At 67.0% G+C, this 17,789-nt stretch carries 15 protein-coding genes; 9 read left to right on the forward strand and 6 right to left on the reverse strand.

The genetic code is table 11. The features are described 5' to 3' along the window. Positions 1-52 precede the first annotated feature (52 nt). The 3 genes from AC5RWU_RS11810 to AC5RWU_RS11820 are packed head-to-tail and all read right to left on the reverse strand — an operon-like array spanning position 53 to position 4,470. Positions 53-1,378 (reverse strand): alpha/beta fold hydrolase, encoded by a 1,326-nt coding sequence (locus AC5RWU_RS11810; protein ID WP_494031188.1) that lies wholly within the window; start codon positions 1,376-1,378, stop codon positions 53-55. Then, a complete protein-coding gene (locus AC5RWU_RS11815; RefSeq protein WP_494031187.1) occupies positions 1,375-1,890 on the reverse strand; it encodes a GNAT family N-acetyltransferase in 516 nt (171 codons plus the stop codon). Before AC5RWU_RS11815 ends, AC5RWU_RS11810 begins: the two co-directional genes overlap by 4 nt. Positions 1,891-1,899: 9 nt before the next feature. After that, positions 1,900-4,470 (reverse strand): DEAD/DEAH box helicase, encoded by a 2,571-nt coding sequence (locus AC5RWU_RS11820; protein ID WP_494031186.1) that lies wholly within the window; start codon positions 4,468-4,470, stop codon positions 1,900-1,902. A 76-nt stretch (positions 4,471-4,546) separates the two neighbouring features. Here AC5RWU_RS11820 and AC5RWU_RS11825 point away from each other — a divergent pair, with 76 nt between their 5' ends. Beyond that, the gene (locus AC5RWU_RS11825) at positions 4,547-5,266 is read left to right on the forward strand and encodes a PIG-L deacetylase family protein (protein ID WP_494031185.1); all 720 of its coding nucleotides are present in this window, start codon (positions 4,547-4,549) and stop codon (positions 5,264-5,266) included. A gap of 21 nt (positions 5,267-5,287) precedes the next feature. On the opposite strand, the gene AC5RWU_RS11830 is transcribed toward AC5RWU_RS11825, so the two are convergent. Then, positions 5,288-6,574 carry an ATP-binding protein gene (locus AC5RWU_RS11830; RefSeq protein ID WP_494031190.1) on the reverse strand — a complete coding sequence of 429 codons (1,287 nt, stop codon included), beginning with the start codon at positions 6,572-6,574 and terminating at the stop codon, positions 5,288-5,290. 85 nt (positions 6,575-6,659) lie between these two features. Beyond that, on the reverse strand, positions 6,660-7,109 hold the full coding sequence (locus AC5RWU_RS11835) for an SRPBCC domain-containing protein (RefSeq protein WP_494031184.1): 450 nt from the start codon (positions 7,107-7,109) through the stop codon (positions 6,660-6,662). Positions 7,110-7,211: 102 nt separating this feature from the next. Between AC5RWU_RS11835 and AC5RWU_RS11840 the strand changes: the two genes are divergently transcribed. Continuing rightward, a complete protein-coding gene (locus tag AC5RWU_RS11840) occupies positions 7,212-7,985 on the forward strand; it encodes a trans-aconitate 2-methyltransferase (protein ID WP_494031183.1) in 774 nt (257 codons plus the stop codon). A gap of 5 nt (positions 7,986-7,990) precedes the next feature. On the opposite strand, the gene AC5RWU_RS11845 is transcribed toward AC5RWU_RS11840, so the two are convergent. Then, the gene (locus tag AC5RWU_RS11845; RefSeq protein ID WP_494031182.1) at positions 7,991-8,629 is read right to left on the reverse strand and encodes an MBL fold metallo-hydrolase; all 639 of its coding nucleotides are present in this window, start codon (positions 8,627-8,629) and stop codon (positions 7,991-7,993) included. Between the two features lie 144 nt (positions 8,630-8,773). On the opposite strand from AC5RWU_RS11845, the gene AC5RWU_RS11850 reads away from it, so the two are divergent. From AC5RWU_RS11850 to AC5RWU_RS11880, 7 genes are all read left to right on the forward strand, one after another. After that, positions 8,774-9,148: a GntR family transcriptional regulator gene (locus AC5RWU_RS11850; protein ID WP_494031181.1), complete on the forward strand. Its 375-nt coding sequence runs from the start codon at positions 8,774-8,776 to the stop codon at positions 9,146-9,148. A gap of 56 nt (positions 9,149-9,204) precedes the next feature. Next, entirely contained in the window at positions 9,205-12,195 is a 2,991-nt protein-coding gene (gene uvrA, locus AC5RWU_RS11855) for an excinuclease ABC subunit UvrA (protein ID WP_494031180.1), read from the forward strand. A gap of 64 nt (positions 12,196-12,259) precedes the next feature. Beyond that, positions 12,260-13,000, forward strand: coding sequence for an HAD hydrolase-like protein (locus AC5RWU_RS11860; RefSeq protein ID WP_494031179.1), 741 nt, complete (start codon positions 12,260-12,262; stop codon positions 12,998-13,000). After that, a complete protein-coding gene (locus AC5RWU_RS11865; RefSeq protein ID WP_494031178.1) occupies positions 12,987-13,655 on the forward strand; it encodes a lysophospholipid acyltransferase family protein in 669 nt (222 codons plus the stop codon). Before AC5RWU_RS11860 ends, AC5RWU_RS11865 begins: the two co-directional genes overlap by 14 nt. A gap of 22 nt (positions 13,656-13,677) precedes the next feature. Beyond that, positions 13,678-15,693 carry an excinuclease ABC subunit UvrC gene (gene uvrC / locus AC5RWU_RS11870; protein ID WP_494031177.1) on the forward strand — a complete coding sequence of 672 codons (2,016 nt, stop codon included), beginning with the start codon at positions 13,678-13,680 and terminating at the stop codon, positions 15,691-15,693. A gap of 157 nt (positions 15,694-15,850) precedes the next feature. Then, positions 15,851-16,750, forward strand: coding sequence for an RNase adapter RapZ (gene rapZ, locus AC5RWU_RS11875; protein WP_494031176.1), 900 nt, complete (start codon positions 15,851-15,853; stop codon positions 16,748-16,750). Then, the gene (locus AC5RWU_RS11880; protein WP_494031175.1) at positions 16,750-17,781 is read left to right on the forward strand and encodes a gluconeogenesis factor YvcK family protein; all 1,032 of its coding nucleotides are present in this window, start codon (positions 16,750-16,752) and stop codon (positions 17,779-17,781) included. Before rapZ ends, AC5RWU_RS11880 begins: the two co-directional genes overlap by 1 nt. Positions 17,782-17,789: the final 8 nt, after the last annotated feature.

Raw genomic sequence — 17,789 nt, forward strand, 5'->3', positions numbered from 1 at the left:
CCCCCCCCCCCCCCCCCCCCCCCCCCCCCCCGCCGCGTTAACGGCGTGATGGTCAGTCGAGTCCCCGGCACTTCCGCAGCAGGCGGTTGAAGATGCCGGCGCCGTCGTCGCTGATGCCGTCATGGTGGAAGTCGGCCGTCTCCCAGACCTGCAGGCCCTTGACCATGGCCGCTGTCTCCAGGGACAGGGTGCGGTCCACGTAGATATCGTCGCGGTAGACGGCAGCGGCCACGGGGACGGCGTTGCGGATCAGCCGGTCACGGTCGTACAGCGGCGGCCAGTCCGCCTTGGCTGCGAGCAGTTCCGCGGTCTCCTTCAGTGGCCGCAGCGCCGGATCTTCGTCGAAATACCAGGGGTAGATCATCTCGCCCGTGAACAGCGGCTCTTCAGCCTCCGGCAGGAAGTCCGGCCGGGACAGCAGCACCCGGGCTGCAGCCCAGTTGGAGGCTTCGCCCTGGCAGTAGATGGATTCATGCAGCACGGCATATAACGGGTTCGCTGCCCGGCTGACAAGCCCGCCGAGCTGCTGCAGGAACGTATCCGAGAGCCGTGGTCCGTCGGCTGTGGGCAGGAAAGCGTCCTCCAGCAGGTAGTGCAGTCCGTCGAAACGGGTATTGCCGCCGAGGAAGGAACCGGCCATCTGGAAGCGCCGGACCGTCAGCCGTTCGCCGGTGGGCAGGTATTCGGGAACCGTTTCCAGGTGCCGCGCGATCCGGGTGGCAAGGCCGCGGTCCTGGGGGTACTTGGCGAAGTACTCCGCGTTGCGCTCGGCCACCCGTTGGAAGGTCATTTCGTAGACCCGGTCCGGGTGGCCCGCGAGCGGCGCGAGCCCACCGGTAATCAGGACTTCCCTGAGGCCGTCCGGCGCGAAGGACAGGTAGGTCAGCGCGCAGAAGCCGCCAAAGCTCTGGCCGAAGATGCTCCACGGCCCGCCGACGAGGGTCTTCCGAATCAGCTCCGCGTCCGCAACGATCGAGTCGGCCCGGAACAGGGACAGGTAGGCGGCCTGCGTCCGGGCGTCTCCGCGCGCGGGCAGGGTCTGCCGGTTGACCGGCGTCGACAGACCGGTGCCGCGCTGGTCCAGCATCAGGATCCGGAAGTTCCGGGCGGCGGCTTTCATCCAGCCGTTCAATGACATGGCACGGGTGCCGCGTCCTCCCGGACCGCCCTGCAGGAACAGCAGCCATGGAAGGTCGGCAACGGTTTCCGGGGCATGGTCGAGCGAGACATACTCGCGGGCGAAGAGATCTATCGTTTCCCCGTCCGGCCTGCTGTGGTCCAGCGGCGCACTGAACCGGTGCTCCACCGCCCGCAGCCCGCGCAGCTCATAGGCCGGACCGGCGACGTGGTCTGCGGAGCGGCCGGCCGAAGGCGTCACTGCGCGGCCCTGGCGCCTACGGCATCGGCCTGGTCCACCGGCCCGCCGAAGGCGGCGAGGGCCTCGCCGGTCAGCCGGTACGTCGTCCACTCGTCCTGCGGTCCGGCGCCGAGGCTCCGGTAGAACTTGATGGACGGCTCGTTCCAGTTCAGCACGCTCCATTCCACCCGGGCATAGCCCCGTTCCACTGCAATCTGCGCCAGGGTCCGCAGCAGGTGCTTGCCCAGGCCCGCGCCGCGCATGTGCGGACGGACGTAGAGGTCCTCCAGGTAGATGCCGTGCACGCCTTCCCACGTCGAGTAGTTCAGGAACCACAGCGCGAAGCCCTGGACCTCGCCGTACCGTTCGCCGACGTGGGCGAAGACAGCGGGGTTCTCGCCGAAGAGCGTCCGGTGCAGCTGCTCCTCGGTGGTCTTGACCGCGTTCGGCTCTTTCTCATAGATCGCGAGGTCATGGATGAACTGGAGGATCGTGGGGACGTCGTCGGGACGGGCGGGACGAATGTGGTTCATGATTCGAGCTTAGGACAGATCGGTGCCGACGCCCGTCACGCGGACAACGGCGCTGCCGGCCTGGTTCGATTCGTCCAGATCAACCACTGCGCTGATGCCCCAGTCATGGTTTCCGGCCGGGTCGTCGAAGATCTGCCGGACCTTCCATTGTGCCAGGCCCTCCTCGATGACCAGGTACTGCGGCCCGCGGGCATCCGGGCCGGTGCCCAGATCATCGTGCTCATCGAAGTAGGCATCCATGGCCGCACCCCAGCGCTCCACGGTCCAGCCGGAAGCGGAATCGAGCTCGCCCAGGACGTCTTCCTTCTCCGCTTCGAACAGCTCCACCCGGCGGAACATCTCATTGCGGACCATGACCCGGAAGGCCCGGATATTGTCCGTCAGCTTCGGCGGCGCCTTGGTCAGCACGGATTCGGCAGCGTGTTCGGCGGCCAGATCGGCAGCGCCGGCCCCGGCGGCCAGCTCCTCCCATTCGTCCAGCAGGCTCGAATCCACCTGGCGGACCAGCTCGCCGAGCCAGGCGATGATGTCTTCCAGATCCTCGCGCAGCGCCTCCGGCGGGACCGTCTGCCGCAGTGCCTTGTACGCATCCGCCAGATAGCGCAGCACGATGCCTTCGGACCGGGCCAGGCTGTAGAACTGGACGAATTCGCCGAAGTCCATCGCGCGTTCGTACATGTCCCGCACCACCGACTTGGGCGAGAGATCGAAGTCGCCCAGCCATGGAGCGCCCTTGCGGTAGACCTCGAAGGACTGGAACAGCAGGTCGGCCAGCGGCCGCGGATAGCTGACCTCCTCCAGCTGGGCCATGCGTTCCTCGTATTCGATGCCGTCCGCCTTCATGGCCGCCACCGCCTCGCCGCGGGCCTTCGATTCCTGGGCGGAGAGGATCTGCCGGGGCTTCTCCAAGGTGGCCTCGATGGCGGACACCACGTCGAGCGCGTAGCTGCCGGCTTCCGGATCGAGCAGCTCCAGGCTGGCCAGGGCGAAGGGGGAGAGCGGCTGGTTCAGGGCGAAGTTGGCCTGCAGATGGACCATCAGGCGGATGGTCCGGCCGGTGGCGTCCGGTTCCGGCAGCCGCTCCACAATGCCGGCGGTCAGCAGTTCGCGGTAGATCCCCAGCGCGCGCTTCATCAGCCGCAGCTGCGTCGCCCGCGGCTCATGGTTTTCCGTCAGCAGCCGCCGGGCGGCGGTGAACGGGTCGCCGGGCCGTTCCAGCAGGTTCAGCAGCATGGCGTGGGTCACTGTGAAGCTGGAGGTCAGCGGCTCCGGCGCACTCTCCACCAGCTTCTGGAAGGTCGCTTCACCCCAGGAGACAAAACCGGTCGGCGGTTTCTTCTTGACGACCTGCCGCAGTTTCTTCTGGTCGTCGCCGAATTTGGCGACGGCCTTCGCCATCGCCTTGGCGTTCTCCACCACATGTTCGGGGGCCTGTACGACGACGGTCCCTGCCGTGTCGTAGCCGGCGCGCCCGGCCCGCCCGGCGATCTGGTGGAATTCGCGGGCGTTGAGCAGACGGGTGCGCACGCCGTCGTACTTGCTCAGGGCAGTCAGCAGCACGGTGCGGATGGGCACATTGATACCCACCCCCAGCGTGTCCGTACCGCAGATGACCTTCAGCAGCCCGGCCTGGGCCAGCTGCTCCACCAGCCGGCGGTACTTGGGCAGCATGCCGGCGTGGTGCACGCCGATGCCGTGGCGGACCAGGCGGTTCAGCGTTTTTCCGAACCCCGGAGCGAAGCGGAAGCCGGCAATCAGCTCGGCGATGCGGTCCTTTTCCTCGCGGGTGCACACATTGATGCTCATCAGGTTCTGGGCCCGTTCGATGGCCTCCGCCTGGCTGAAATGGACCACGTAAACGGGGACCTGCCGGGTGCTGAGCAGCTCTTCCAGCGATTCCTGGACCGGCGTCTGCACGTAGTAGTAATGCAGCGGGATGGGCCGCTCCGCCGAACTGACCGTGGTGGTGCCGCGGCCGGTGCGTTCGGTGAGTTCGTCCTCGAACCGGGACACGTCGCCGAGGGTGGCGGACATGAGCAGGAACTGGGCCTGCGGCAGCTCCAGCAGCGGCACCTGCCAGGCCCAGCCGCGCTGCGGATCGGAGTAGTAGTGGAATTCGTCCATGATGACCACGCCCAGCTCCGCCGCGGAGCCCTCGCGGAGCGCGATATTGGCCAGGATTTCCGCCGTGCAGCAGATGATGGGCGCGTCTTGGTTCACGGCGGAATCGCCGGTGACCATGCCCACGTTCTCCGCGCCGAAGACGTCGCACAGGGCGAAGAACTTTTCCGAGACCAGGGCCTTGATCGGCGCGGTGTAGTAGCTGCGCTCGCCCCGTCCCATGGCGTGGAAATGCGCGGCGATGGCCACCATGGACTTGCCCGACCCGGTGGGCGTGGCGAGGATGACGTTGCTGCCGCTGACGAGCTCCATCACCGCCTCATCCTGCGCGGGGTACAGCTGCATGCCGCGGCCCTCCACCCACTCGACGAAGCCGGTGTAGACGTCGTCGGGGTTGACCGGTGCGGATGGGGCCGTGGCAGGGGACGCGGTAGCGGGAAGCAGCTCAAGAAGTTTCATTACTCATCAAGGGTAGCCGCAGGCACCGACATTCCCGCGGCCCGGGACTAGGCTGGGCAGCAGGAAGGAGCCCTCCATGGAAGCATTTGCCGAAATGCCCGACGACTGGCAGCACGCCCTGCTGGTCATGGCCCACCCGGACGACGCCGAATACGGCGTCGCTGCCGCCGTCGCGCACTGGACCGCCGGGGGCAAGGACGTGGCCTACCTGCTGGCGACCCGGGGCGAGGCCGGCATCGCCGGACTGCCCCCGGCCGAAGCGGCCCACATCCGTGAAGCGGAACAGCGCCGTGCCTGCGCGCACGTCGGAGTCAGGGAGGTGGAGTTCCTCGGCTGGCCGGACGGCCGCCTGGAGAACACACTGGGCCTGCGCCGGGACATCGCGCGCGCCATCCGGCGCCGGCGCCCCGACGGCATCATCACCCTCAACTTCGCTGATACCTGGGGGCCGGGCCAGTGGAACTCCGCGGACCACCGGCAGCTGGGCCGCGCGGTCATGGACGCGGTGGCCGATGCGGCGAATAACTGGATCTTCCCCGAACTGGCCGCCGAAGGCCTGGCGCCGCACGCGGGCGTGAGCTGGGTGGCCGTCGACTCTATGCAGCCCACGCACTGGGTGCAGGTCGACGGCGGCAGCATCGGCCGCGCTGTGCGCTCGCTGGCGGAGCACCGCCGGTATCTGGCAGCGCTGAGCGCCGATCCGGTCGAGGACCAGGCCCGGCGGCAGGTCGAGCTGGTGACCGGCGGCCCGGAGGCCGCCGTGCGGCGGGTGGGGTTCGAACTGTACCGGTTCTGAGCATCGGTTCCGCCGGCGGGCCTACAGCCTGGCGATGGTCTCGATATCCTCCAGGAACTCCTGGGCGACTTCCTCGGACACCGTGGTCCGGGTCGTGGCAATCGCTTCCAGGTAGTCCGCCGTCGACGGACCCTTGGCGCCGTTGGACTTTTCCGGCTGGTACAGGGCGAGCTCCAGGGCGCTCTGGGAGGCCTTGCGCGCCGCATATTCGATGTCCGCGGGGGAGAAGCCGGCAGTCTTGCCCACCAGCAGGTCGAGCTGGACATCCTGGGCAACGGCGTCGGGAACGTAGCGCTGCCAGATGGCAAAGCGCGCCGCTTCGTCCGGCAAACCGATGGGAATGACGTAGTCGAACCGCCCATGGCGCAGGAAGGCTGAATCCAGGGCACGGATGAAATTGGTGGCGCAGACCAGCAGGCGGCCCGGCTGCTCGCGGAAGGCCGGGATGATCTTGAGCAGCTCGTTGGTGACGCCCTGCAGCGGAGACGGCGGCTCGCCCTGGCGCTGGGCGGCGATTTCCTCGACTTCATCGATGAAGACGACGGCGTGCTCCAGCTCCGCAATGTCCAGGAACGTTTGGCGCAGCGCACCGGCCAGGCCCTTCGGATCCGAGGCCAGCCGTGAGGGGAAGACCTCCACGAAGGGCCACTCCAGCCGGGAGGCGATGGCCTTGGCGAAGGTGGTCTTGCCGGTCCCGGGCGGGCCGAAAAGGACAACGGCGCGCGGGGCTACGACGCCGTACTGTTCCGCCAGCTCCGGCTCGGCCAGCGGGAGGACGAGCCTGCGCTCCAGCAGCTCCTTTTCCCGCTGCATGCCGCCGACTGCATTCCACAGGTCACGCGGCAGGACCCGGCCGCCGAGCTCGCTCAGCGCCCCCAGTTCCTGCCGCTGCACCGGGATGTGCCGCTCGAAATAGCGCAGGTTCTTTTTGATCGCGAAACCGCGGTTGAGGAACGCTTCCACCCGGGTCTCGGTTTCCGGCATCAGGGCGGAGAGCTTGGTCAGTCCGTGCTGCGCCATCCGGTTTTCGACGGCGGCGAGCAGCGCCGTGCCGATGCCGCGGCCCCGCCACGGCATGGCGGTGGCCAGGAAAACGATCCAGCCCTGGTCATGGGCAGCCCGCCCGACGGCGGCACCGATCACCTCGTCGCCGTGGACCGCGACCACAGCGTGGTCCTTCTGGCAGGACGCCAGGACCTCGGACAGCGCGTAGACCGGTTCGACGCCTGCTGCCTTCAGGGTCTCCCACAGGTGCAGGATCCCGTCCATGTCCTCCGAATGGAAATCCCTGATCCGCCAGCCGGTCATCCGCCGTCCCCTCGTTGCCATGGTTCTGCTTGAACTTCGCATGCATCATGGCACAAGCGGACCGGGGCGACGGAATATGACGGACTCAGGACCCGGTTTCCTCGGCCAGGAAGGCGACCAGATCCGCCAGTTCCTTGTCCCAGCCCTCGCAGTTGTTCTGCAGGTCCCGCCGAAGTTCCTCGTTCGATTCGGTGAGTTCCTCCCAGCCCGTCTCCGAAACGGTCAGCCGGGTGCCGCCGTCGTAATCCTCCAGTTCGAAGGTGACCAGCGTCGAGTTGCCTTCCGCCACGGCCGTGTCCGGGGGATTGGCCCAGCGGTAGCTGAAGCGCCGCGCTTCTTCCACCGCCGAAACGACGGCATGGAAGGTGCCGTACTCCGCCCACGTGAATGTCGCTGCGCCGTCGGGACGGAGCTCCAGGGCGACCTCATCCGAGAACCACTCGGCAAGGTGCTCGGCGTCGGTCAGCGCATCCCAGACCATGCTGCGGCGCGCCGGGATGTCCACGGTTCGGTTGATGGCCAGTTCGCTGGGCATGGTCTGCTCGATTCCACTGAGGCCGGATGAAAACCACGTGCGCTTTAGTCCAACTGCACTTTAATGGTTGAGCGAAACCATGCCCCGCGCAATGCTGGGGGCGTGAAATGGGATCCCCGGAAATACATTGAGTTCGCGGACCACCGAAACCGCCCGTTTTTCGACCTGACCGGCCGCATCGCTGCGGAGGCCCCGCGGATCGTGGCCGACCTGGGCAGCGGGGCGGGAAACCTCACCGCGGTCCTGGCCGCGCGGTGGCCGGGGGCGCAGGTGCTGGGGCTGGATTCCTCGCCGGACATGGCCGCACGTGCGCGGGCTGACCATGAGGCGCCGAACCTCCGGTTCGAAACCGGAGACATTTCCGGCTGGGAGCCCTCCGCCGGCGTCGACGTGGTGGTCTCCAATGCCGCCCTGCAGTGGGTTCCGGGACACCGGGACCTGATGCGCCGCTGGCTCCGGCTGCTGCCGTCCGGCGCGTGGCTGGCCGTCCAGGTACCGGGCAATTTCAGGTCCCCGTCGCACGTGCTGATGCGGGAGCTGGCGGAATCGGACCGGTGGAGGGACCGGCTGGCCGGCGTCCTCAGGCACGCCGGCGCGGTGGGTGACCCCGCTGACTACCTGCGGCTGCTGCTGGACGCCGGCTGCGCGGCGGAGGCATGGGAAACGACGTATCTGCACCAGCTGTCCGGTCCGGATCCGGTGCTCGAATGGGTGCGGGGAACGGGGCTGCGTCCGGTCCTTGAGGCCCTGGCTCCGGACGAGGCCGCCGAGTTCGAGGGCGCGTACCGGAAGGCGCTACAGGAAGCCTATCCCGCCACGGAACACGGGACGGTCTTCCCGTTCCGCCGCATCTTCTGCGTCGGCCGCAAACTGTAGCGCTGCTACCAGCCCCGTGCCTTCCACTCGGACAGGTGCGGGCGCTCGGCGCCGAGCGTGGTGCCCTTGCCGTGCCCGGGATGGACGATCGTGTCGTCGGGCAGCTGGTTGAAGACCCGTTCCACCACATCGTTGAACAGTGATGCGAAGCGCTCTGGATCCTTCTGCGTGTTACCGACGCCGCCCGGGAAGAGGGAATCGCCCGTGAACAGGTGGGCGGGGCCATGGGGGTCCCGGTAGAGAAAGGCAACCGAGCCCGGTGTGTGGCCGCGCAGCTTGATGACCTCCAGCGAGAAGCCATCAAAGTCGGCCTGGTTGCCCTGCTCCAGCAGGACATCGGTCCGTACCTCGATGTTGGGTGCATCTTCCGAGCCGGCTGCTGTCTTGGCCCCGGTATAGGCCACGATTTCCGGCAGCGCCCGGACATGGTCCCAATGGCTGTGGGTCGTGGCCACGAACAGGACCTGGGTTTCCGCTGCGGCATCGGCCCGGCTGGCATCGAGCATTTCCTTGATGGCCCCGGCGTCGTCCGCGGCGTCGATGAGCACCTGGTTCCCGGACTTCTTGGCTGTCAAGAGGTACACATTGTTGTCCATCTCGCTGACGGAAATGCTGCGGATGGTGATCTCGGGGAGGTCAATCATGCTGCCAGTCTAACCATCGCCCGGATGAACCATCCCCGTCTGGGGACGGCTCAGCGGGAACAGGCCTCCGGTGCCCCGTTTGTGCCGGCAGCTGCGTTTGTACCGGCGCTTGCACTACGCCGATAATGCGTCCATGCTGGCACCATGACGAATGCCTTTGACTGGCTGACCGTCGACCCAGCAAGTGCCGTCCCGCCTTATGAACAGCTGCGGCAGTCCGTAGCAGCGGCAGTTGCCGAAGGCCGGTTGGTGGCCGGTACCAAACTTCCAACGGTCCGGGCCCTGGCCGCCCAGCTGGGCCTGGCCGTCAACACGGTGGCCAAAGCCTACCGCGAGCTCGAGCAGGCTGGCGTGGTCCAGACCAAATCCCGCGCCGGGACCGTGGTGTCCGCCGCAGGTGACCAGGCCCGGGCGAAGGTGGCCGAGGCCGCCAGGATCTACGCCAATGTGGTGCGGGCCAACGGATTCACCGACGACGACGCGCTCCGGTATGTGCAGGCGGCGCTGGAGGCAAAGTAGGCCGCGGCACCTGGTCTGAATGTGTCTTCGAAGAAGTTTTCGACTAAAGTGGGGACGTGCCTAAAGCTTCTTCAATGACCACCTCCACGGCTGATTCCCTCGAGGCCGCAGAACCCGGGCAGGCGGAAGCGGCCGTCCGGGACACCGTTCGGCGGGAGGTTCCGCGCCCCGGTCCTGCCCGGGCAGACCTTTCCCGGCCGGACCTTTCCCGGCTGATCGTCAAGGGTGCCCGCGAGCACAACCTGCGCAATGTGGACCTTGACCTTCCGCGCGATGCAATGATCGTGTTCACGGGCCTGTCCGGTTCCGGCAAGTCGTCCCTGGCCTTCGACACGATCTTCGCCGAGGGCCAGCGCCGCTACGTGGAGTCCCTCTCCGCCTATGCGCGCCAGTTCCTGGGCCAGGTGGACAAGCCGGATGTGGACTTTATCGAGGGCCTGTCGCCTGCCGTGTCGATCGACCAGAAGTCCACCAGCAAGAACCCGCGCTCCACAGTGGGCACCATCACCGAAATCTACGACTACATGCGCCTGCTCTGGGCGCGCATCGGCCGCCCGCACTGCCCGGTATGCAGTGAGCCAGTGACCCGGCAGACGCCGCAGCAGATCGTGGACCAACTGCTGGAGCTCGACGCCGGCACCCGGTTCCAGGTGCTGGCGCCGGTGGTGCGCGGGCGCAAGGGCGAATTCGTGGACCTGTTCAAGGAGCTGACGGCCAAGGGCTACTCCCGGGCCAGGGTCGACGGTGACCTGGTGCAGCTGGCTGAGCCGCCGAAGCTGGGCAAGCAGTACAAGCACACCATCGAGGTGGTGGTGGACCGGCTGGTGGTCAAGGACGGCATCCGCCAGCGGCTGGCCGATTCGGTGGAGACGGCGCTGGGGCTGGCCGAGGGCCGGGTGCTGGTTGACTTCGTGGATCTTGCGGCCGATGATCCCGGGCGGACCCGTGCTTTTTCCGAGAATCTGGCCTGCCCGAATGAGCATCCACTGGCCATCGATGAGCTCGAGCCCCGGTCCTTCTCCTTCAACAACCCGTTCGGTGCCTGCCCTGCCTGTACCGGCATCGGCACCAAACTCGAGGTTGATGAGGAGTTGGTCGTTCCGGATCCGGACCTTTCCCTGGCCGAAGGGGCCATTGCTCCGTGGGCCTTGGGCAAGGCCACCCTGGAGTACTGGAACCGGCTGCTGGAAGGCCTGTCCCACGAACTCGACTTCTCCATGGATGTACCGTGGCGGGACCTGCCCTCCCGGGCCCGGAAAGCCGCCCTGTACGGCAAGGACTACAAGGTGGTGGTCCAGTACCGGAACCGGTTCGGCCGGGAGCGCAAGTACACCACCGGTTTCGAGGGCGCGGTGCAGTACATCCACCGCAAGCACCTGGAAACCGAATCGGAGCATGCGCGGGACCGCTATGCGGAATACATGCGGGAGATTCCGTGCACGGAGTGCGGCGGCGCCCGGCTGAATCCGGCGTCGCTGTCCGTGCTGGTCAACGGCAAGTCCATTGCGGAAGTGAGCGCCCTGCCGTTGCGCGAGTGCGCCGAATTCCTGGACACCCTGGACCTGGCCCCCCGTGAAGTGCAGATCGCCGCCCAGGTCCTGAAGGAAATCCAGGCCCGGCTGACGTTCCTGCTGGATGTCGGGCTGGAATACCTGAACCTGGAACGTGCGGCCGGGACCCTGTCCGGCGGCGAGGCGCAGCGCATCCGGCTGGCCACGCAGATCGGTTCCGGCCTGGTCGGGGTGCTCTATGTGCTGGACGAGCCGTCCATCGGCCTGCATCAGCGGGACAACCGCCGCCTGATCGAGACGCTGACCCGCCTGCGGGACCTGGGCAACACCCTGATCGTCGTCGAACACGACGAGGACACCATCCATGAAGCGGACTGGATCGTCGACGTCGGTCCGGGGGCCGGGGAACACGGGGGACAGGTGGTCCATTCGGGGCCGCTCGCCGGACTGCTGGAGAACCATGAATCCCTGACCGGCAACTACCTGGCAGGCCGGAAGTCGATCGAGGTCCCCGCCAAGCGCCGCAAGTATGACAAGGGTCGCCAGATCAAGGTGGTCGGGGCGCGCGAGAACAACCTGCAGTCCGTCGACGTGTCCTTCCCGCTGGGCCTGCTGACCGCCGTCACCGGCGTCAGCGGTTCCGGCAAATCCACGCTGGTCAATGACATCCTGTACAAGGTACTGGCCAACAAGCTCAACGGCGCCAAGCAGGTGGCCGGCCGGCACACCCGGATCGAGGGCCTGGAGCATCTGGACAAGGTGATCCACGTGGACCAAAGCCCCATCGGCCGCACGCCGCGGTCCAATCCGGCCACCTATACCGGCGTGTTCGACCACATCCGCAAGCTCTTTGCCGAGACGAACGAGGCCAAGGTCCGGGGCTACCAGGCCGGGCGCTTCTCCTTCAATGTCAAGGGCGGCCGGTGCGAGTCCTGCTCGGGCGACGGCACGCTGAAGATCGAGATGAACTTCCTCCCGGATGTATATGTTCCGTGCGAGATATGCCACGGGGCCCGGTACAACCGCGAAACCCTGGAGGTCCACTACAAGGGCAAGACCATCGCGGACGTGCTGAACATGCCGATCGAGGAAGCGGCGGAGTTCTTCGCGGCCTTCACGCCGATCGCCCGGCACCTGAACACCCTGGTGGATGTGGGGCTGGGGTATGTGCGGCTGGGCCAGCCCGCCACGACCCTCTCCGGCGGCGAGGCCCAGCGTGTCAAGCTGGCCAGCGAGCTGCAGAAGCGCTCCAACGGACGAAGCATCTATGTGCTGGACGAGCCGACCACCGGCCTGCACTTCGAAGACATCCGCAAGCTGCTGATGGTCATCCAGGGGCTGGTGGACAAGGGCAATACCGTGATCACCATCGAGCACAACCTGGACGTCATCAAGAGCGCGGACTGGGTGATCGACCTGGGTCCCGACGGCGGTTCGGGCGGCGGCCAGGTGATCGCAACCGGTGTACCGGAGAAGGTCGCGCAGTCGGAACAGAGCCACACGGGCCGTTTCCTTGCCGAAATCTTCGGGAAATAGGACGCATATTCCTGCACCGGAATGCGATTTTTCCGCCATGCCGGGAGCATGAGAAACTTGCCCGGTGAATAATTCAATGCCGCTGGTGCTTTTCGATCTCGACGGGACCCTCGTGGACCCGGCCGGCGGTATTACCGAAGGCATCCGCCATGGCCTGGAGACCACCGGTGTGCCGGTGCCCGGTCAAGCGGTGCTCGACTGCATGGTCGGGCCGCCCCTCGCGGTGGGACTGGCATCGGTCCCCGGTGTCCATGCGGGAAACCTGCCGGAGATCATCGGGGCCTACCGGGGCTGGTACCGGCGGGAGGGCATGTCCCGCAGCCGCGTCTATCCCGGCATGCGCGGAGTGCTCGAATCCCTTGGAGACAGCGGCTTCGAACTGGCCGTCGCCACCCAGAAGCCGCAGGGCCTGGCGGAACAGCTGCTGGACCTCCATGAATTGTCAGGCGCCTTCGCCGCCGTCTGCGGTTCCCCGGACCAGGAAGTGCCCGGCGCTTCAGGGCGCGGACGGCTGGAACGGCACCAGCTGCAGCAAGGCAAGACGCCCATCATCGCCCGCGCACTGCAGCGGCTGAACCGTGAGCCGGAGTCTGCGGTCATGGTGGGGGACCGGAGGCACGATGTTGACGGCGCCCACGCCAACGGCGTGCCCTGCATCGGGATCAGCTGGGGATTCGCCGCCGACGGCGAGCTGGCGGCGGCCGGCGCCTCCGCCGTCGTCGATACGGCCGGCGAGCTGGAGCTGGAAATCCGGCAGCGGTTCAGCCTGGACGGAAGGGAGGCGGCGCTCCATGGGTGTGTATGACCTGACACGCTCCAGCATCCGCGGCCTGCTGGCCGGCGCCTTCCGGCCCACCGTCACCGGGCTGGAGCACGTCCCCCCGGAGGGACCGATCATCGTGGCGTCGAACCACCTGTCGTTCCTGGACAGCGTGATCATCCAGGCCCTGATGCCCCGCAGCGTCGCCTTCTTCGCCAAGGCCGAATACTTCAACACCAAAGGCATTAACGGCGCCCTCATGCGCTGGTTCTTCACCAGCGTGGGCTCCATTCCGGTCGAACGCGGCCAGCAGGCCGCCAGCGTGGCCGCGCTGAAGACGCTGCTGGACATTCTGGAGCAGGACGGCGGCGTCGGGATCTATCCGGAAGGGACGCGGTCCCGCGACGGCCTGCTGTACCGGGGACGGACGGGGGTGGGCTGGCTGGCCCTGACCACCGGAGCCCCGGTTGTTCCGGTCGGCCTGATCGGCACCGAAAAGCTGCAGCCCGTGGACAAGAAGTGGATCAAACCCAGGCACTTCACCATGAACGTCGGTGCGCCGCTGTACTTCGACAAGCTGGGCCCGGAGCATGCGCTTCCGGCGCGGCGCGCCGTGACGGACAATGTCATGGACGCCATCGCGGAATTGTCAGGGCAGGAGCGGTCCGCGAGCTACAACAAAACGCCCTCCGTGGAGTGAGCCGCGAACGTAGGATGTTGTAGTGGCAAATCCAGCAAGTTACCGCCCGCGGACCGGGGAGATCCCCACCACTCCCGGTGTCTACCGCTTCCGGGACGAGCACGGGCGGGTCATCTATGTGGGCAAGGCCAAGAACCTGCGCTCCAGGCTCAACTCCTATTTCGCGAATCCGCAGTCGCTGCTGCCCAAGACCCATGCGATGGTCCATACCGCGGCGAGCGTGGAGTGGACCATGGTCGGCAGCGAACTTGAGGCCCTGCAGCTGGAATACACGTGGATCAAGGAATTCAATCCGCGTTTCAACATCGCCTTCCGCGACGACAAGTCCTACCCGTACCTGGCCGTGACGATGGGGGAGAAGGTCCCGCGCGTCCAGGTCATGCGCGGGGACCGGAGGAAGGGGACGCGCTACTTCGGCCCGTACAGCCAGGCGTGGGCCATCCGCGACACGGTGGACACGATGCTTCGGGTGTTCCCCATCCGGTCCTGTTCCGCCGGCGTCTTCAAGCGGGCGCAGAGCACCGGCCGTCCGTGCCTGCTGGGGTACATCGACAAGTGCTCCGCACCCTGCGTCGGCCGAATCTCGGAGGAGGATCACCGCGCGCTGGCCGAGGAGTTCTGCGCTTTCATGAACGGGGAGGCCAAGCGGTTCATCTCCAAGCTGGAGCGTGACATGGCCGCGGCCGTCGCGGAACTGGACTACGAGACCGCCGCCCGGCTGCGTGACGATATCGCCGCCCTGCGCAAGGTCTTTGAACGCAATGCCGTAGTGCTGAGCGAGGATACGGACGCGGATGTCTTCGCCCTCATGGAGGACGAGCTCGAGGCCGCGGTGCAGGTCTTCCACGTGCGCGGCGGACGGATCCGCGGCCAGCGGGGCTGGGTCGTGGAAAAGGTCGAGGATACGGGCACCGAAGAGCTGGTCGAGCACCTGATCCAGCAGGTCTACGGCGACTCGGATGCCGACAGCAACCGGATTCCGCGGGAAATCCTGGTGCCGGCCATGCCCAGCAACAGTGAGCAGCTGGCCGAGTGGCTGCGCGGCCTGCGCGGCGCGCGGGTCACGATCCGGGTGCCCCAGCGCGGGGACAAGGCAGCGCTGCTGCAGACCGTGGCACAGAACGCGGAACAGGCCCTGAAGCTGCACAAGACCCGACGGGCCGGAGACATCACCACCCGTTCCGCGGCCCTCAAGGAACTGCAGGAGGCGCTGGAACTGCCGGTCGCCTTGCTGCGGATCGAATGCTTCGATATCTCCCATGTGCAGGGCACCAATGTGGTGGCTTCCATGGTCGTGGTGGAAGACGGGCTGCCGAAGAAGGCCGACTACCGCAAGTTCGCCATCACGGGGGAGGCCGCCCGGGACGATACTTCGGCCATGTACGACGTCATCAGCCGCCGCTTCCGGAACTATCTGGTCGACCTGGACGCCACCGCCGCTGAGTCCGAGACCGAGGCCGCCGAATCCGCGGTCACCGAAACCGGCCCGGCCGGTATCCGGACGGACACCACCACGCCCGCGCCAAAGAAGAAGTTCGCCTATCCGCCCAACCTCGTCGTGGTCGACGGCGGCCCGCCCCAGGTGGCGGCGGCCGCCCGGGCCCTCGGGGACCTCGGCATCCGGGACGTCTTCGTCGTCGGACTCGCCAAGCGGCTCGAGGAGGTCTGGGTTCCCGACAGCGACTTCCCGGTGATCCTGCCGCGGGCCTCGCAGGGGCTGTTCCTGCTCCAGCGGATCCGCGACGAGGCCCACCGGTTCGCCATTACCTTCCACCGGCAGAAGCGCGGCAAATCGATGACGGCATCGGTCCTTGATGACGTCGCCGGCCTGGGGCCAGCCAAACGGAAGGCCCTGCTGAAGCACTTCGGCTCGGTCAAGAAACTCCGCGCTGCGTCGGTGGACCAACTGCGGGAGGTGCCGGGCATCGGGCCCGCCCTGGCGGCGTCCGTTCACAGTCAGCTGGCCGGCAAGGACGACGGAGGTGCTGCCGCAGCGCCGGCGGTGAACATGACTACCGGCGAAATCCTTGAGCCATAGGTACCGCAGGCACCGCTCCGGGCCGCGGAACAAACCGCCGGGAGCGCTTGGCCTGTGGTCCGGAAACATGGCTAAGCTAGGACAGGCACGGCTCGATAACTAATCGGTAACTAGGCAGTAACGACGCGGACTTCGATTGACAGGCAGGGATTGGCAGATGAATGAGGCGCACAGCCTGACACCGGTCAAACCAGAGGAATCCGAACTGCTGGTGGTTACCGGGATGTCTGGGGCAGGGCGGAGCACCGCCGCCCATGCGCTTGAGGACCATGGCTGGTACGTCGTGGAGAACCTGCCGCCGCAGCTGCTCAGCACACTGACCGAGCTGGTCGCACGCATGCCGCAGTCCATTCCGAAGCTCGCCGTCGTCGTCGATGTCCGCAGCAAAGCACTGTTCGTCGACATCCGCGAATCGCTGCAGGCACTCGGAGCCAGCGGGGTCAACTACCGGGTGCTGTTCCTCGACGCCAGCGACGACACGCTGATCCGCCGCTTCGAGCAGGGCCGCCGCCCCCACCCGCTGCAGGACGACGGCCGGATCACGGACGGGATCACAGCCGAGCGCGAAGTGCTCAAGGAGCTCAAGCTCGCGGCCGATCTGGTGGTGGACACTTCGACCATGAACGTGCATGCGCTGGCGACGACGATCACCGAGCTCTTCTCCGATTCCGGCCCCATCGTCCTGCGCCTGAACGTGATGAGTTTCGGATTCAAGTACGGCCTGCCGATGGACGCCAACTACGTGGCCGACGTGCGGTTCATCCCGAATCCGCACTGGGTGCCGCAGCTGCGGCCGCACACCGGACTGGACCGGGACGTCAGCGACTTCGTGCTGGTGGATTCCGGTGCGGCCGAGTTCGTCAACCGCTACGTGCATGCCCTCGAACCGGTCCTGGACGGGTACCGGCAGGAGAACAAGCACTATGCCACCATCGCCGTCGGCTGCACGGGCGGCAAGCACCGCTCCGTGGCGGTGACCGTGGAGCTGGCGAAGCGGCTGGCCCAGTTGCCGCGCGTCATCGTCTCCGTCCAGCACCGGGACCTGGGGCGCGAGTAGTGGCAGTCCTCACCGGATCCCTGCCCATCATTCCTGCGGTCGCGGTCAAGCGCGCCGACGGGACGCTCGCGGAAGCGTCGGCCTCCGTCGTAGCACTCGGCGGCGGCCACGGCCTCTCGGCCTCGCTGTCCGCCCTTCGCCTGCTCACCAACGAACTGACCGCCGTCGTCACAGTGGCGGACGACGGCGGTTCCTCCGGCCGCCTGCGGCACGAGCTGGGCGTCCTCCCGCCCGGGGACCTGCGCATGGCGTTGGCGGCGCTGTGCGACGACACCGACTGGGGCCGCACCTGGCGGGATGTCATGCAGCACCGGTTCAAATCGCGTGAGGGCATCCAGGGATCCCTGGACAACCATGCCCTGGGCAACCTGCTGATCGTCACGCTGTGGGAGCTGCTGGGGGACCCGGTCGCGGGCCTGCAGTGGGCCGGCGCCCTGCTGGGTGCGCGCGGCCGGGTGCTGCCGATGGCGAGCGTCCCGCTGACCATCGAAGGCGACGTGCTGGTCGAATCCGGTGAACGGCTGCGGGTGGACACCATCCACGGGCAGGCCAGGCTGGCCCAGCTGGGCAGCACCGGCCACGTCAGCAATGTACGGCTGGTGCCCGAGGACGCCCCGGCCTGCAAGGATGCGCTGGAGGCGATCGAACTGGCGGACTGGGTGGTCCTGGGCCCAGGTTCCTGGTACACCTCGGTCCTGCCGCACCTGCTCCTGCCGGAGCTGCGCGAGGCCCTGTGCCGCACTCCGGCCCGGCGCTGCATCACCATGAACCTGAGTAATGAAACCAAGGAAACTCCGGGCATGACCGCCGCGGACCATCTGAACGTCATCCGCCGCTATGCCCCGGAATTCCGGGTCGACGTCGTGCTGGCCGATCCGTCCGTGGTCGACGACCTCCGCGAGGTCGAAGCTGCCGCATCACAGATGGGGGCCCGCGTGGTCTTGGGTAGAGTAGGGTCGTCAACAGGCAAGCCCGTGCACGATCCCCTGCGCCTGGCGACGGCGTACCACGACATATTTGGGGAGAGTTAGGAATGGTC

This window comes from Arthrobacter sp. B0427-1-12, from assembly GCF_059092905.1.

Excerpts from the sequence above, each read along its gene's own strand:
- AC5RWU_RS11865 (WP_494031178.1), top strand. The coding sequence starts at position 12,987 with ATGGGTGTGTATGACCTGACACGCTCCAGCATCCGCGGCCTGCTGGCC.
- AC5RWU_RS11825 (WP_494031185.1), top strand. The coding sequence starts at position 4,547 with ATGGAAGCATTTGCCGAAATGCCCGACGACTGGCAGCACGCCCTGCTG.
- AC5RWU_RS11835 (WP_494031184.1), bottom strand. The coding sequence starts at position 7,109 with ATGCCCAGCGAACTGGCCATCAACCGAACCGTGGACATCCCGGCGCGC.
- rapZ (WP_494031176.1), top strand. The coding sequence starts at position 15,851 with ATGAATGAGGCGCACAGCCTGACACCGGTCAAACCAGAGGAATCCGAA.
- AC5RWU_RS11845 (WP_494031182.1), bottom strand. The coding sequence starts at position 8,629 with ATGATTGACCTCCCCGAGATCACCATCCGCAGCATTTCCGTCAGCGAG.
- AC5RWU_RS11850 (WP_494031181.1), top strand. The coding sequence starts at position 8,774 with ATGACGAATGCCTTTGACTGGCTGACCGTCGACCCAGCAAGTGCCGTC.
- AC5RWU_RS11815 (WP_494031187.1), bottom strand. The coding sequence starts at position 1,890 with ATGAACCACATTCGTCCCGCCCGTCCCGACGACGTCCCCACGATCCTC.
- AC5RWU_RS11820 (WP_494031186.1), bottom strand. The coding sequence starts at position 4,470 with ATGAAACTTCTTGAGCTGCTTCCCGCTACCGCGTCCCCTGCCACGGCC.
- AC5RWU_RS11830 (WP_494031190.1), bottom strand. The coding sequence starts at position 6,574 with ATGACCGGCTGGCGGATCAGGGATTTCCATTCGGAGGACATGGACGGG.